This is a genomic window from Serratia sp. FDAARGOS_506 (genome assembly GCF_003812745.1).
Taxonomy (GTDB): domain Bacteria; phylum Pseudomonadota; class Gammaproteobacteria; order Enterobacterales; family Enterobacteriaceae; genus Serratia.
The window spans coordinates 3,888,831-3,903,806 of record NZ_CP033831.1 but is presented as its reverse complement, the minus strand read 5'-3'; the positions used below and the strand labels follow the sequence as shown (position 1 = coordinate 3,903,806).

Here is a 14,976-nt window from a genome sequence, read left to right as displayed (position 1 = left end):
ATGATGAACATGAACGCATTTGTTCGTCAAGTCGAACAAATGGATGGCATAGCGAACAATGAGTGACAATCGGATGCAGAACATCACGCCCATCGGCCTGCTGTCGGCGGCAATCCGCCGCGAACGGGAGCGGCTGAGCCTGTCGGTGACCGAGCTGGCGAAACGCGCGGGCATCGCCAAATCCACGCTGTCGCAGCTGGAAGCCGGCAGCGGCAATCCCAGCCTGGAAACGCTGTGGGCGCTGGCGATGGCGCTGGACGTGCCGGTCAGTCGGCTGATTTCACAGCCGAGCAGGCAGGTGCAAGTGATCCGGGCCCATGAGGGAACGCCGGCGCTGTCGGAGCAGGGCAACTACGCCGCCACGCTGCTGGCCACCTGCCCGCCGGGGGCGCAGCGCGACATTTACCGGCTGCGGGTGCAGCCCGGCGAAGCCAAAGTTTCCCGGCCGCATCCCCCCGGTACCGTCGAGCATGTGATCATCAGCAGCGGGCGGGCACGCCTCGGGCCGGCGGACCAACCGCAGGAGCTGAGCGCCGGCGATTACATCAGCTACTCCGCCGATCGAGAGCACGTTTTCGAGGCGCTGGAGCCGGAGACCACCGCCGTGATGCTGATCGAACAGGGCTAGCCCCGGCGTTGAAGGTCCGTTTATTGAAAATGATTCTCAATTATATTAGTGTGCCCGCCTGTTTTGACGCCGGGACGGGCGCATAGCCCGGCGTCGCCGTTTATTGCCCTTCAAGGACCGAAGATGAAAATCGCTATTCCTTCCATGCTGTTATTCGCCGGTTTGACGGCAACGCACCCGGCCACCGTGTTGGCCGTTACACCGCCCGCCACGGCGGATCAGGGCCAGAACGACACGGCCAACAACGATTTCAGCTTCGTGCGCTATCGCGCGGATTACCGCGTCAACGCCAATGCCACCAACGTGAAGACGGAAAGCTACGAAGTGCTGCTGAAGACCAAGGCGGCGGTCGAGAAATTCAGTCAGATTCGCCTGAGTTACAGCGAAAAAATGGAAACGCTGGAGGTGGTCGCCGCCTATACGCTGACCGCCGACGGCCAGCGCCACGACGTGGCGCCCGATCGCATCTACACCCAAGAGAGTTACTCCAGCGCCACGGCGCCGCTGTATGCCGATCGCAAAGTGCGCGTCATCGTGTTCTCCAACCTGGCGCCGGGATCGCGCGTGGTGTATGAACTGCGCCGCACGCAAAACACGCCGTACTTCCCCGACTATTTCGGCCTGTGGGAGACATTCAGCGTTTTCGATCAGTTCGACGATGCCGAAGTGACCCTGCAGGCGCCGGCCAAGCTGCCGATGCATATTTTCACGCGCGGCGTGGCGGGCGGGGACAAGCCGCAGATCCGCGAGGGGCAGGCGCACTGGCGTTGGCATTATTCGCGCAGCGCACCGATGAAGGCGCAAAACTGGGCGGCGGACAGCTGGACTTTCAGCCCGACCATCATGGCCAGCACCTACCGCGAGTGGCCGCAGTTGGCCAAGGCCTACCAGCTGAAGGCCGGCGCGGCGGCGAAGGTGACGCCGGGCATTCAGGCGCTGGCGGACAACATCACCGCCGGCATCAGCGATCGGCGCGAGCAGGCGGAGGCTCTCTATCGCTGGGTGGCGCAAAACATTCGCTACGTGGCGGTGTATCTGGGCAACGGCGGGCTGGAGCCGAATTCGGCGCAGAGCATTCTCGACAACCACTACGGCGACTGTAAGGACCACGTGGTGATCCTGGAGGCGCTGCTCGCCGCCAAAGGCATTGCAAGCTCGCCGGTGCTGATCGGCATGGACGAAGGCCCGATACTGCCTAAAGTGCCGTTGCTCAGCCGCTTTAATCACGCCATCACCTACGTGCCGGAGTTTAAACTGTACCTGGATTCCACCAATCCGTGGGCGCGATTCGGGCAACTGCCGGAGGGCGACCTGGGGGCGCCGGTGCTGCTGACGCGCGACGCCAAGCTGGCGCGCACGCCGGGCAGCGACGAGCAGCCGGTCAAAAGCGCGCTGAGCGTCGATTTCGTGTTCGACAAAGCGGGCAATCTGCACGGGCAAACCGAGCGGCGGCTGAGTGAAGTGGAAGAGATTGACCTCCGGGGCTACTTCTCGCAGATCAACCGCCAGAACCGGGCGCAGGCCGAAGCATCGATCATGTCCGCCTCCGGCATCGACGGCAGCGGCGAGGTGGCGATGAACAGCGATCCGCTGGATCTCAAAAAACAGTTCGGTTATCGCTTCCGTTTCAAGGCCGACGACTACGTCGACTTCGGCGTGGTAGGCGGCATGACGCTGCCTAATCCGCCTGGCGGCAAATCGTTCCGCACGCTGTATACCACCACGGCGGCACCGGGCAACGAAACGCCGTTCTACTGCAGCGCGCAGCGCTACGACGAAACCTACCGTCTGCAGCTGCCGGCCAACGTGCCGATCATCGCCATTCCGCAAGACAGGCAGTTCCGCAATGCGGCGGGCGATTATCACGTGGCGTGGCGGCGCGACGGGCAGCAGGTGATCGTCAATCATCAGCTGCAGGTGAACGCCATTCGCGGCAAGGAGGCGCTGTGCCAGGCGCAGGATTACCCGGCGTTCCGCGAGCTGTTCCAGCAGGTGCGACGCGGTTTCCGCGGCCAGGTGGTGTACGGCGAATTAGCCAACGGCAAGTAAGCCGATGCCCCGCCACGTTCGGTGGCGGGGCGCAGTCCTCAATTGAACTCGCCCGCGACCTCGGACCACAGGCTGACGCGGCAGCCGCGCGAGGCGAAATAGTCCATCTCGCGCTTGATGCCGCCGCTCTCTTGCCAACCCGGTAAATCGAGCACGATCAGCTCATCCATCGCCGCCATGAACAGGGCGTCGATAGGCGCCCATAGCTTGCCGATGGCGGTTTTATCGAGCTCTTGCAAACACTGGTTGATCGGATGCGACATGCTAACCTGGCTAAAAACGGCACTGCCGGCGCGCACGATAGCGGCGGCAACGTCGTTGCACGCGATAAAGCGTTGCTGCACGATGTTGGCGTCGGCGTGGCTGTAGGGGCAGGCCAAAAATATCTTTCTCATTACCGTTTTCTCTCTCAATAAATAGTCCGTGGTGAAAAAAGGGCGCAGCTTCCCCGTGAGGCGGCGCCCCATTTGTTTTTTATGCTTCAGGGATAAATTCAGCGAGCGGCGGCGGCGATGGCCGTCGACTGCCTTTGCGTCTGTTCTTTTTCCAGTAATTCGGCTTCCGGCACCGAGATCTTGATGGCGATCAGGACAGCAATCATGCCGCCGAGGAATTTACCCATCATGATCGGCAACACCAACGAAGGTTGGAAGTTGGCGGTAAACGCCAGGTGATCGCCCAACGTCGCCTGCGCACAAATACCGAAGGCGACGCACAGCACCTTATCGCGCGCCCGCATGCCTTTGAACAGGTGATAAACCGCGATGATATTGGCCAGCACCATAATAAAACCCAGTGCACCGGTATCCGACAGGCCGAGTTTTCTGCCGATGAAATGCATCGGCCTACGGCAATAGCGCTGGAACAAATAACAAATGGGGAATGTGCCCGCCAGCATAATGCCGATGTAACCGGCAATCTCGATAGCGCGGAATAATTCGTCTTTGTCGGCGAATAACGGATCGAATACCCAGCCGCCGAAGACCTTTTTAAACACGCCGGTAAAATGCTCGATGATGCACAGCGCCAACACCAGTTTGATAAAGGCGTCCGCCGCCTTGCCGAAGATCAGGAACCCTTTCACCATGGCCGCCGGCCGCAGCTTCAGGCCCAGCGCCAGCAGGAAACACAGGGCAAACAGCGGCGACAGCAGCCGCAGCGCCTGCAGGAAGTCCAGCTGCAGATAGTGCGCAGCGGCCGAAGTGGTGGAAATGATCTCCCTGACCGGCAGGTTGTTGAAGGTGATGGTCACCAGGGCGATCAGCACGGCGAACGGAATGCTGATCAGGCCCGCCATCGCGCCCAGCGCCAAATATTTATGGTCGTCGCGGTTCAGCATGATAAGCCCGACCGGGATCAGGTACACGATGCTGGCGCCGGAGGTGTACCCCACCAGCATGGCGACGATCCACATATCGCGGTTGGCGGCGATGGCGTCGGCCAACTGATAGCCGCCCATGTCCACAGCGATCACCGCCAGCGCCGCGATCGAGGCATCGGAACCCAGCGCCGAGAAGAAGGGGCCGATGCTGTACATGATCAGGTAAGAGATGATCGGGATCGCCGCCATGATGCCCGCCTGGGCGAGAAACACCGGGCCGATGGCATGAATGCCGTTGACGAACTCGCGCCCCAGTTCACCTTCCGGTTTGACGATCGACGCCAGCGCACCGATCAGGGTGCCGGCCATGATGATATAGATGATGAAATTACCGAACTCAGCCATGGTGTTCCTCCTGCGATGAACGTAAGCCGCGCGAGCGCGCGATGATTTCCTGATAGCGGGCGAACCAAACAGCCATATCGATCTTGGCGGGTTCCGTCACTTCATAGCGGTTGAGCACCTTGAGCGGCTGTTCCACGCCCAGCCCTTTACGCGCCAACAGCGCCACGCCCTGGGCGGTGATCTCCTTATTGGCAGGCGTAACGATGCGCTTTTGGATCAGATTGGCGAGGAACTGCGTGAAATAGCGGTTGGCGGACAGACCGCCGTCCACCGAAATGCTGTCGCCGATCGGTTTCAACTTATCCATGGCGTTGATCACCTCGGCGGAACGCATGGCGATGCCTTCGAGGATCGATTGCAGCAGATCCTTGCGTTCGGTTTCCAGCGACAGGCCGGCCCACACCCCTGCGGCGGAGCGATCCCAATACGGGCAGGCCAGCCCAGAGAGCGCAGGCACAAAGGCCAGGCCGCGCGCGATGGCCGGCTGAGCCGAGAAATCGCCGAACTCATCGAAGTCGTTGAACAGGCCTATCTTTCTCGCCCAGTTAATGGCGGAGGCCGCGTTATAAACGCCGCCGTCCAGGCCATACACCGGCGCGCTGCCGGCCAGCTTCCAGCACAGCGTGGGCAACAGGCCGGACTCGCCGGCGTCGATCGGGCGCGGCCCGGTGATCGCCTGTAAAAAGGCGCCAGTACCGAAGGTGATCTTCATCTGCCCCGGTTGATGGCAGCCGTGGCCGTATGTACCGGCAAACTGGTCGACGATGCAGGCCGTCAGCGGAACCGGTTTGCCGTTGAGTGCGACGTCACCGAAGTGGCCGATGTTATCTCTGACCTCGGGCAGGCTGTCGATCGGCACGCCGAACAAACGGCATAGCTCTTCGTCCCACTGCAGGGTGTGAATGTTGAACAACGAGGTGCGCGAAGCCGAGTTATAGTCGGTGAGATGCCGGCCGCACAGGTGGAACAGGAAGAAAGCGTCCATGGTGCCGAGGCGCAGGCGCCCGCGTTGCGCCAGCTGCCTGGCCCCCGGCGCGTTGTTCATCAGCCAGCCCATCTTGCTGGCGGAGAAGTAGGTATCGAGCGGCAGGCCGGTTTTCGCCATCACCAGCGGCTCGACCCCTTCGCGTTTTAGACGTTGGATCTCCGGCTCGGTACGCTGATCTTGCCAAATGATGGCATTGTACAGCGGCAGGCCGCTGTCGGCGTCCCAGGCCAGCAGGCTTTCGCCCTGGTGCCCTAAGCCGATGGCGTCCACCATGTCACATTGGCTGAGACAGCGTCGGATATTCGCCAAAATCTCCAGAGCGTCGTGTTCCACCCAGCCCGGATTAGGGGTGATTTGCTTGTGTGGCATGCTGGCCGGCGAATGGTGCCTGCCATCCTCGCCGAACACCACGACCCGGGTTCCGGTGGTTCCCTGATCAATCGCGGCATAACGTTGATTCATCATTGCTTCACTCTCTTATAGGTTTTGTTTTTTATTGTGCCTGGTGTTGGTTGTGTGACCGTTTTAATAATCTATCTTCAATTTCACACATTAAAGCAACATAAATCACAAGATAAAATAACCTCGCGTGATCGACCTCATACTTTTTGCTTATCACCACGTCTTGCGGCTTTTTTTTTGGGAGTTGTGTTGTTTTTGCCATTTCAAATGCGATTATTGTGTGGTTTTATTGTGGGTATCACATAGAAACGGGACATCAGCATGATGGAAGAACAAACGGGTTGGGACATTGTCGTGATTGGCGGCGGTGTGGTCGGGTGCGCGGTATTCCGCAAATTCTGCCTGATGGGCGCCCGTACGCTGTTGTTGGAAAAGGGGGGCGATATCCTGTCCGGCGCCAGCAAAGCCAACAGTGCGCTGCTGCATACCGGCTTCGATGCGCCGTGCGGCAGTCTGGAGTTGCGCTGCATGCAGGCCGGCTACCGGGAATTTATCGCTATCCGCGAACGACTGAATTTGCCGCTGCTGCCCACCGGCGCGCTGGTCGTAGCCTGGGACGAGCAGCAGTTGGCGGCGCTGCCCGCGATCGTGCAGCAGGCGCATGACAACGGCGTGCTGGACGTGGCGCAGATCGACGCCGCCGAATTGTACCGCCGCGAGCCGCAGCTGGCGCCAGGCGCATTGGCGGCGGTAGAGGTGCCGGGAGAGAGCGTGATCGATCCCTGGAGCACGCCGCTGGCTTACCTGACGCAGGGCGTCAAACACGGCGGCGAGTATCGCTTCAACACCGAGGTGACCGGTGCCGAGCGCTTGCCGACAGGCTGGCGGCTAACCAGCAACCGGGGCGAGTTTCACGGCAAAATCGTCATCAACTGCGCGGGCAATCAGGGGGACCGGGTGGAAAATTTCTGCCATCAGCCCGAGTTTGAAATCCGGCCACGTAAAGGGCAGTTCCTGGTATTTGACAAGGCCGCCGCCGGGCAGGTCAACGCCATCATCTTGCCGGTACCGACGGCGATCACCAAAGGGGTACTGCTGTCGAAAACCATCTTCGGCAACCTGTTGCTGGGGCCGACCGCCGAAGAACAGCAGGATCGCGAGACGGCGACGGTCGACGAAACCAAAATGCGCGAGCTGATCGAACAGGGCACCCGGCTGCTGCCCGCGTTGGCAAATTACAGCGTGACTGCCAGCTATGCCGGATTGCGCCCGGCGACCGAGCAGAAACACTACCGCATTCAGCACTATCCCGAGCGGCAATGGATCTGCGTGGCGGGCATTCGCTCCACCGGCCTGACGGCGGCGCTCGGCATCGCGCAATACGTGGAACAGCTTTACCGCGACCATTTTACGCCGTGCTTCACACCGACAACGCCGCAAACCGTGCATTGGCCGCAGATGCCGATGCTCGCCGACTACGCGCTGCGCGATTATGCGCGCCCGGACAACGGCGGCATCGTGTGCCATTGCGAGCTGGTGACCCAGCGGGAAATCGAGGCGGCGTTCGATTCCGCCGTGCCGCCGGAATGCATCGGCGGGTTACGGCGCCGCACGCGCGTGATGATGGGGCGCTGCAACGGGTTTTATTGCAGCAGTCGGGTGGCGGAAATGGTGGGCGATCGTTTTGGCCAGACGCTGGCCGTAGGGAGCATTGATGAAAACTGAGTATCAGGTGGCGATTGTCGGCGCCGGGCCGGCCGGGATCGCGGCGGCGACCGCACTGCGACAGGCGGGGATCGAGGATGTGGTGATCCTGGAGCGGGAGCAGCAAGCGGGTGGTGTACCCAGGCACTGTCGGCACCCCACCTTCGGGCTGCAAACGTTTTACCGGCCGATGCTCGGTTCCACCTATGTCGATAAGATACTGGCTCGCGCCGGGCAGGTGGAGATCCGCACCGGCGTAACGGTGCTCGCCATCAAGCCTGAGGGGGAGCTGACCATCACGGACCGCCGTGGCGTCAGTACCTTGAAAGCGCAGCGGGTGATCCTGGCGACCGGCGTGCGCGAGACGCCGCGCCATCCGCGCTTGGTGAGCGGCCTGCGGCCACAGGGGGTGCTGACCGCCGGCGCGCTGCAACAGTTCGTCTATCTGCGCGGGCTGCAGCCGGGCAAAGCGCCGGTGGTGGTCGGCACCGAGCTGGTCAGTTTCTCCGCGCTGTGGACGCTGCGCAACGCCGGCGTGCGTGCCGTCGCCATGATTGAAAGCGGCGGCAGGCCCATTGCCTGGCGTCTGAGCGCGCTCTATGCGCGCCTGATGGGAGTACCGATCCACTATTATTCGCGGGTGACCGACATTGCCGGCCGCGATCGGGTCGAATCCATTGAGGTGGAAAACCGCCGCGGGGAGAAGCAGCGCATCGCCTGCGACAGCCTGATCTTCACCGGCCGCTTCACCGGGGAGTATACGTTGGTCCGCCAGAGCCACCTGGCACAGAGGCCGGACAGCGGCTGCCCGCTGACCGATCAGTTCGGCCGCTGTTCCGACGCCGCCTATTTCGCCGTCGGCAACATGCTGCATCCGGCGGACATGGGCGACCAGTGCTATCAGGAAGGGCTGCGCGTTGGCGAAGCCGTTGCCCGCTCCCTGCAGCGCACGCTGCCGCCGCCGCGGCAAATTCTCCCGGTGTGGCATGACGAGCGGATTCGCTTGACCGCACCTGCCAATGTGGCGCTGATCGGCAAACCCACCACGGTCACGATCAATATGCGGGTGGAGCAAGCGGTGTCCGGTTCGGTGGTGGTGCGTCTGGGCGAGGAGGTGCTGTATCGCAAAACGCATCGCTGCCTGCCGGAACGGCGGATCCTGCTGCGCAACATCGCTTTGCCGGCCGACGGTGAACGTGACGCGCTGCACATCAGCATCGAATCCGCCGGGTGAACGACGGCAACGGCTTGCGTCTAACGCCCTGAAACCCGTAGTATTCCGTCAGTTGACGCCGCGAGTCTCGGCGGAAGCAGTCACTCTTACTTAAGGCAGCGAGTGTAATGTGAATGGATATCTCTAATTCCGTGGATAGGCGCAATGAAATACTGGCGCTGATCCAGGCCAACGGCCGGGTTTACGTGAATGAGCTGGCGGATAAATTCCAGGTTTCGCAGGAAACCATTCGGCGCGATCTGAACAAGCTGGAAGATTATCGGCTGATCAAGAAGATCCACGGCGGTGCGGTCAGCAGCCAGTTCAAATTCGAGCATGAATTCAACGAGCGGGCCAAAATCGCCGAGGCCGAGAAACGCGCCATCGCGGAGAAAGCGGTAACGCTGATCCAGCCGGGCGATACGGTGTTCGTGGATTTCGGCTCCACCACGCTGGAGTTCGCCCGGCAGTTGGCGACAGTCGATCAGCTGACGGTCATTACCAATTCGCCGCTGATCGCTAACGTTTGTCTGGAAAATGCCTCTATCGACGTGGTGTTGATCGGCGGGCAGTTCATCGGATCCAAAATGGAGTGCCTGGGGGCGATCGCGTTGAATAACATCGAGGCGTTTTTCGCCGATTACGCCATCATCGGCGCCGGTGCGGTCAATGTGCAAACCGGGGTGATGGATCAAAACGTCAATGAGGCGGCCATCGCGCGCAAAATGATTGCGCAGAGCCGCAAATGCATCGTGCTGGCGGACGAAAACAAGCTGCGCGGGCATGCGATGACGCTGGTGGCCAAATGGCCCGAGATCGATTATCTGGTGACCTCCGACAGCGGCAACGCGCTGGAAGGGCTGGTTTTCCCGGCCAACGTCAATGTGTTGGTCGCGCAGGTATAAAGGGTTTTGAGAAACCTTTCTCCGGGCAGAACGATCCGGAGAAAGGCTCCCAAACCGCTTCCGCTAGGCGATGTTGACCTCGCGCACCTCTTTGGATCTCAGCGTTACGCGGATCGGCACCGATTTGTACGAAGGCGTGCCGCTTTCCTCATCGATGTAATGCAGCGGCACCAGCACGTTGGCCTCCGGATAATAGGCGCCGACCGAACCGGCTGAAATGTTGTAGGCGATCACCGTGATGCCCTCCAGGCGTTGAGTGCAGCCGGGCAACGCCGTTTCCAGGTCGACCACGTCGCCATGCTCCAGCCCCAAACGTTGCAGATCGCTGTCATTCATGAACAAGACGTCGCGCCGGCCGAAAACCCCACGGTAGCGGTCATCCAGGGCATAGATGGTGGTGTTGTACTGATCGTGGCTGCGCAGCGTAATCAGCCGCAGCGTGTCTTTGTCTGCGACCGTCTCGTCTTCATGCAGCCCGCTGAACACGGAAAACATCGCTTTGCCCGTCGCCGTCGGCCACTGGCGCTCGGTCGGCGGCAACGGCATGCGGAAACCGCCCGGCTGGCGAATGCGCGCATTGTAATCGTCGAAGCCTGGAATGGTTTTTTCGATCAGATCGCGGATCACGTCATAATCTTCGATCAGCTCATCCCAGGGCACCTTGCTGGCGGGCATCACCGCCTTGGCCATGCCGGCCACGATGGCGGGTTCCGAACGCAGCAGTTCCGACGCCGGTTTTAGTTTGCCGGACGAGGCATGCACCATCGACATCGAATCCTCCACCGTCACCGATTGCCGCCCGCCGGCCTGCAAATCCAGCTCGGTGCGCCCCAGGCAGGGCAGAATGAGGGTTTCTTTCGCCACCAACAGGTGGCTGCGGTTGAGTTTGGTGCCGATATGCACGCTTAACTCCAGCGCCTTCATCGCCGGGAAGCTCTGCTCGGGGTCCGGCAGCGCCACGGCGAAGTTGCCGCCCAGGCAGATCAACGCTTTTGAGGCACCGTCGATCATCGCCTGCATGCACTTCACGGCATCATGGCCGTGGGCTTTGGGCGGCGTGAAGCCAAACACCGTTTCCAGCTTCGTCAAAAAATCGGCCGAGGGTTTTTCGGTGATACCGACGGTACGGTTGCCTTGCACGTTGGAGTGGCCGCGCAGCGGGCAGATGCCGGCGCCCGGTTTGCCGATGTTGCCGCGCATCAGCAGCAGATCGGCGATCAGGCGCACGTTGGCGGTGCCTTTATTGTGCTGCGTAATGCCCATGCCGTAGGTCACGATAGTGGCGTTGGATTTTGCGTAGGCGGCGGCGACCTGTTCCAGATCCCGGCGCGCCAGGCCGCTCTCTGCTTCGATAGCCTCCCAACGGGTAGCCACCAGATCGGCGGCGAAAGCCGAAAACCCTTCCGTGTGCTCGGCAATAAAGGCGTGATCCACGGCATTGCCTTGTGTTTCATCCAATTGCAGCAGCGCCTTGGCGATGCCTTTCAGCGCCGCGGCGTCGCCGCCGGCTTTGACCTGATAGTAGGTTGAAGCGATAGGGGTCGAACTGTAGGTCGCCATTTCAATGACGTTTTGCGGATCGGTGAAACGCTCGAGCGCCCGCTCGCGCAGCGGGTTGAACACGATGATCGGCACCTTTTTGCGCGCCAGCTCATGCAGCGTGCCCATCATGCGTGGGTGATTGGTGCCCGGATTGTGACCGATGGAGATAATCAGCTCCGCGCTGTCAAAATCGTCCAGCGAGACGGTGCCTTTGCCGATGCCAATGGACTGCGGCAGACCAACGCTGGTCGGCTCATGACACATATTGGAACAGTCTGGGAAGTTATTGCTGCCGAACTCCCGCGCGAACAGCTGGAACAGATAGGCCGCCTCATTGGACGCCCGGCCGGAGGTATAAAACTCTACCTGCTCCGGCGGCAGCGTCTGCAAGACGGCGGCAATGCGTTGAAACGCCTCGTCCCAGGCCAGCGGGCGCAGGGTATCCGTCCCGGCATCATAGAACAGCGGGGTTGTCAGACGGCCATAGTCTTCCAGCTGGTAATCGGTTTTCTGCAGCAACGACGTCACGGTGTTTTGCGCCAGAAATTCGGGCGTCACACGCTTGCTGGTCGCTTCCCAGGTCACGGCTTTAGCGCCGTTTTCGCAGAACTGGAAGGTGGAGCGATGCTCTTTATCCGGCCATGCGCATCCCGGGCAATCAAATCCGTCGGGTTGATTGGTGCGCATCAGCGTCACCGGTGCCTCTAAGGAATCCATCTGCGTGCGCACGGCGATGGCCGTCGCTTTCAGTGCGCCCCAACCGCCGGCGGGCCCATCGTAGGGATGAACCCCGGGTACTGATCGTCTTTTCGCCATTGTTGTTTGCCTCCGACACCGCTTACGATAAATGCAGGTGATTGATTTACTATGAATATTATCTTTATCGTCCAAGACGGAACGCAGGCGCCGCGGTCGCTAAACGCAGGCCTGTCGATTCAGTATAGATGAGTGAAAAAGGGGGCAGCGGCAGTCTGTGCAGGGAGAGTGGCAGCCCGTCTAATCAGAGGCGGGCCGCCGGGCTTGTTACTTTTTCACCACCAGGCCCACACCGCGGCCGCGCGGATCGGACGCGGTTTCCGGCGTGCGACCATCAATGCGGATAGCCTGAATATCCCCCATGTACCAGCCCTGATCTTCAAGGGTATAGCCCATGGCTTTCAGCTCGTCCGCCGGTTTGCCGGTCAGCGGTGCAAAGCTGTCATAGTAGAGGGTGTCCTTTGGTAACAGCTGGTGGTGCACGCGCTGGGCGGCCACCGCCTGCGCCAGCGGCAGATGGTAATCGTAGAGGTTGTTGATTACCTGGAAGATCGAAGTGAAGATGCGCGATCCACCCGGCGTGCCGATCACCAGACTGACCTCGCCGTCGCGGGTGACAATGGTCGGGCTCATCGAGGAGAGCATGCGCTTGCCGGGTTCAATGGCGTTGGCGTCACTGCCGACTACACCGAAGGCATTGGCGACGCCGGGTTTGGCGCTGAAGTCGTCCATTTCGTCGTTGAGCAGGAAGCCGGCGCCTTTGACCACCACGCCGCTGCCGAAGTCCCAGTTGAGCGTATAGGTGTTGCTGACCGCGTTGCCGGTGGCATCGACGATCGAGAAGTGGGTGGTTTGGTGGGTTTCCAGCCCCGGCCGCACCTGCTCGGTCGGCGAGATTGCCGTCGGGTTGATCTCGGCGGCGCGTTTTTGCAGGTAGTCGGGGGCGATCAGCTGCGCTTCCGGCACTTTAGTGAAATCCGGGTCGCCGAGGTAATCGGCGCGATCGGCGAATACGCGTTTTTCGATTTCCGCCAGCAGGTGAATATAGCGCGCCGAATTTAGCGGCACGCCCTTGAAGTCGGCGGTGCGATCCTCTTTTATCCCCAGCAGCTGCGCCAGCGCAATGCCGCCTGAGCTGGGCAGCGGGGCGGTATACAGGGTATTGCCGCGCCAGCTGATGCGCATTGGTTCACGCCATTTCACCCGATAGTCGGCCAAATCCGCCGCGCCGATCAGCCCGTTGTCGCGCTGCATTTGCGCCACCAGCAGGCGGGCGGTTTCGCCGTGGTAAAAATCGTCGGCGCCCGATTTGGCGATGCGCTCGAGGGTAGCGGCCAGTTCCGGCTGTTTGAACACCGTACCGGGCTTCATGCCGCCGAAATAGTCGCCGAAGTTGGTTTTACCGGCGAACAGCTTGTTGGCGTCTTCACGGTACTGATACTGCTGATCCGCCACGGTGAAGCCTTGTCGGGCGTAGCCGATCGCCGGCGTCAGCAGTTCGGACCACGGTAGCTTGCCGAAACGCTTGTGGGCTTCCCACAGCCCCAGGACGGTGCCCGGCACGCCGGCGGCGCGGCTGCCCACCAGGCTGAGATTTTCGATCACTTCTCCTTTCTCGTTCAGGTACATGGTTTTGCTTGCGGCCTTGGGAGCCACTTCACGGTAGTCGAGGAAATAGGGCTTGCCGTCGACATACAGCGTCATAAAGCCGCCGCCGCCGATATTGCCGGCTTCAGGGTAGGTGACCGCCAGGGTAAAGGCGGTGGCGACCGCGGCGTCAACCGCGTTGCCGCCGGCCTGCAGTATTTGCGCAGCGACCTTGGCGCCATACTGGTCCGGGGCGGCGACCGCACCGGCGGTCAGATCGGCGGCAAAGGCGGCGGGAACGGTGCAGGCCAGGGCTACGCTCAGAGCTATCGTTTTCAATAAACCGGCAGACATAGAAGATCCTTTTAGCGATTTTCGATTATCAGGTGAATTCAACTAATTATTTCGAAACAGCAGGTTAGCGCATTTTCTTCGGGCTGTTGCGGCGCTTTATTGAAGGTAGCAGCGGTCAGGCGGGGCCGCCTGACCAGAGTAGCGAATCGTGACGTGGCGCGTTATACGTCGGCGGGTAGCGCCGACTGCAGCCATTGGCAGAAGTGCCTGGCGAGCGGGTTATGTTCGCTGTCGCGGTGCAGCAGCCATGCCCAGTTGGCGCCGCGCACGCGCTGCTCGGTTAACGGTTGCAGCAGCCCGGCGTCGCGCGCGTGCTGCGCCAGCAGTTGGCTGACCAACGCAATGCCGAGGCCATTGCAGGCGGCGTCCAGCAGCAGACCGGGATCGGAGAAGTTCAGCCCGCTATCGCGCTGGCCGACGTGCGCGCCGCCCGCCACCGTCCAGTGGCTCCAGTCCATCTCCCGCTCGCCGTGCAGGGTCACGCGCTGCTCCGCCGCCAGCGCCAGCAGGCTGGGGTGGCAGGCGGGATAAAGCCGGTCGCTGCAGAGCACGTTAAAGGTGCAGTCCGCCTGCGCGCTGAGATCGTCGCGGATCGCCAGATCGATACTGTCCGTCGCCATATTCGGCGGTTCAAAGCTGGTGAACAGCCACAGGTCGACCTGCGGATGCTGCCGATTGAAGTCGCCCAGCCGCGGCATCAGCCAGTGGCGGGCGAAAGCCGGAGTGGTGTTGACGATCAACTGATTGGGTTTGCGGTACTGATCCAAACGGCGAATGCCGACTGCCAGCTGTTGCAGCATCACCTGTGCGGTGCTGAACAGATCGTAGCCGGCGTCGGTCAGCGCCACGCTGCGGCCGGTGCGGAAGAACAGCGGCTGCTCCAGAAACGCTTCGAGGCTGCGGATCTGCTGGCTGATGGCCGACTGGGTAAGGTGCAGCTCTTCGGCAGCCTGATGAAAACTGCCCAGGCGCGCTGCCGCTTCGAAGCCGCGTAGCGCGCTCAAAGGGGGCCAGTGTTTTAACATTATCGATAAGCCTGTCTAATCAGATATCCACTAAATATATCGTTTGTCGCGGTGGCAGGGGAAGACTAGCATAAGATTCAACCGCATAACCATGAAT

Annotated in this window: 11 protein-coding genes; 5 read left to right on the top strand and 6 right to left on the bottom strand. The window is 61.1% G+C overall.

Annotated features, from left to right (window positions below; translation table 11 throughout):
- The first annotated feature begins 58 nt into the window (after positions 1 to 58).
- Together EGY12_RS18945 and EGY12_RS18940 are read left to right on the top strand one after the other, a co-directional pair.
- Entirely contained in the window at positions 59 to 628 is a 570-nt protein-coding gene (locus tag EGY12_RS18945; protein WP_172962936.1) for an XRE family transcriptional regulator, read from the top strand.
- Positions 629 to 751: 123 nt separating this feature from the next.
- A complete protein-coding gene (locus EGY12_RS18940; RefSeq protein WP_123894983.1) occupies positions 752 to 2,677 on the top strand; it encodes a DUF3857 domain-containing protein in 1,926 nt (641 codons plus the stop codon).
- Between the two features lie 38 nt (positions 2,678 to 2,715).
- Here EGY12_RS18940 and EGY12_RS18935 read toward each other — a convergent pair whose 3' ends face one another.
- The 3 genes from EGY12_RS18935 to EGY12_RS18925 form a co-directional block, all read right to left on the bottom strand.
- Positions 2,716 to 3,072, bottom strand: coding sequence for a DUF1937 family protein (locus EGY12_RS18935; RefSeq protein WP_123894982.1), 357 nt, complete (start codon positions 3,070 to 3,072; stop codon positions 2,716 to 2,718).
- A gap of 98 nt (positions 3,073 to 3,170) precedes the next feature.
- A complete protein-coding gene (gene eutH / locus EGY12_RS18930; protein ID WP_123894981.1) occupies positions 3,171 to 4,403 on the bottom strand; it encodes an ethanolamine utilization protein EutH in 1,233 nt (410 codons plus the stop codon).
- The gene (locus EGY12_RS18925; protein WP_123894980.1) at positions 4,396 to 5,856 is read right to left on the bottom strand and encodes a glycerol kinase; all 1,461 of its coding nucleotides are present in this window, start codon (positions 5,854 to 5,856) and stop codon (positions 4,396 to 4,398) included. The genes eutH and EGY12_RS18925 overlap by 8 nt, the downstream gene beginning before the upstream one ends.
- A gap of 258 nt (positions 5,857 to 6,114) precedes the next feature.
- Here EGY12_RS18925 and EGY12_RS18920 point away from each other — a divergent pair, with 258 nt between their 5' ends.
- From EGY12_RS18920 to EGY12_RS18910, 3 genes are all read left to right on the top strand, one after another.
- On the top strand, positions 6,115 to 7,518 hold the full coding sequence (locus tag EGY12_RS18920; protein ID WP_123894979.1) for an NAD(P)/FAD-dependent oxidoreductase: 1,404 nt from the start codon (positions 6,115 to 6,117) through the stop codon (positions 7,516 to 7,518).
- Entirely contained in the window at positions 7,508 to 8,731 is a 1,224-nt protein-coding gene (locus EGY12_RS18915) for an FAD-dependent oxidoreductase (protein WP_123894978.1), read from the top strand. The genes EGY12_RS18920 and EGY12_RS18915 overlap by 11 nt, the downstream gene beginning before the upstream one ends.
- A gap of 113 nt (positions 8,732 to 8,844) precedes the next feature.
- A complete protein-coding gene (locus EGY12_RS18910; RefSeq protein WP_123894977.1) occupies positions 8,845 to 9,615 on the top strand; it encodes a DeoR/GlpR family DNA-binding transcription regulator in 771 nt (256 codons plus the stop codon).
- Between the two features lie 63 nt (positions 9,616 to 9,678).
- Here the strand turns inward: EGY12_RS18910 and EGY12_RS18905 are convergent, their stop codons facing one another.
- From EGY12_RS18905 to EGY12_RS18895, 3 genes are all read right to left on the bottom strand, one after another.
- Positions 9,679 to 11,973, bottom strand: coding sequence for an FdhF/YdeP family oxidoreductase (locus EGY12_RS18905; RefSeq protein ID WP_123894976.1), 2,295 nt, complete (start codon positions 11,971 to 11,973; stop codon positions 9,679 to 9,681).
- 207 nt (positions 11,974 to 12,180) lie between these two features.
- Complete coding sequence (gene ggt, locus EGY12_RS18900; protein WP_123894975.1) at positions 12,181 to 13,854, bottom strand: gamma-glutamyltransferase; 1,674 nt, start codon at positions 13,852 to 13,854, stop codon at positions 12,181 to 12,183.
- Between the two features lie 161 nt (positions 13,855 to 14,015).
- Positions 14,016 to 14,879 carry a LysR substrate-binding domain-containing protein gene (locus EGY12_RS18895; RefSeq protein ID WP_123894974.1) on the bottom strand — a complete coding sequence of 288 codons (864 nt, stop codon included), beginning with the start codon at positions 14,877 to 14,879 and terminating at the stop codon, positions 14,016 to 14,018.
- Positions 14,880 to 14,976 lie beyond the last annotated feature (97 nt).

Bases quoted from the DNA above. Each gene is read 5' to 3' on its own strand.
- EGY12_RS18945 (WP_172962936.1), top strand. From the start codon at position 59: ATGAGTGACAATCGGATGCAGAACATCACGCCCATCGGCCTGCTGTCG.
- EGY12_RS18915 (WP_123894978.1), top strand. From the start codon at position 7,508: ATGAAAACTGAGTATCAGGTGGCGATTGTCGGCGCCGGGCCGGCCGGG.
- EGY12_RS18925 (WP_123894980.1), bottom strand. From the start codon at position 5,856: ATGATGAATCAACGTTATGCCGCGATTGATCAGGGAACCACCGGAACC.
- eutH (WP_123894981.1), bottom strand. From the start codon at position 4,403: ATGGCTGAGTTCGGTAATTTCATCATCTATATCATCATGGCCGGCACC.
- EGY12_RS18920 (WP_123894979.1), top strand. From the start codon at position 6,115: ATGATGGAAGAACAAACGGGTTGGGACATTGTCGTGATTGGCGGCGGT.
- ggt (WP_123894975.1), bottom strand. From the start codon at position 13,854: ATGTCTGCCGGTTTATTGAAAACGATAGCTCTGAGCGTAGCCCTGGCC.
- EGY12_RS18940 (WP_123894983.1), top strand. From the start codon at position 752: ATGAAAATCGCTATTCCTTCCATGCTGTTATTCGCCGGTTTGACGGCA.
- EGY12_RS18910 (WP_123894977.1), top strand. From the start codon at position 8,845: ATGGATATCTCTAATTCCGTGGATAGGCGCAATGAAATACTGGCGCTG.
- EGY12_RS18895 (WP_123894974.1), bottom strand. From the start codon at position 14,879: ATGTTAAAACACTGGCCCCCTTTGAGCGCGCTACGCGGCTTCGAAGCG.
- EGY12_RS18905 (WP_123894976.1), bottom strand. From the start codon at position 11,973: ATGGCGAAAAGACGATCAGTACCCGGGGTTCATCCCTACGATGGGCCC.
- EGY12_RS18935 (WP_123894982.1), bottom strand. From the start codon at position 3,072: ATGAGAAAGATATTTTTGGCCTGCCCCTACAGCCACGCCGACGCCAAC.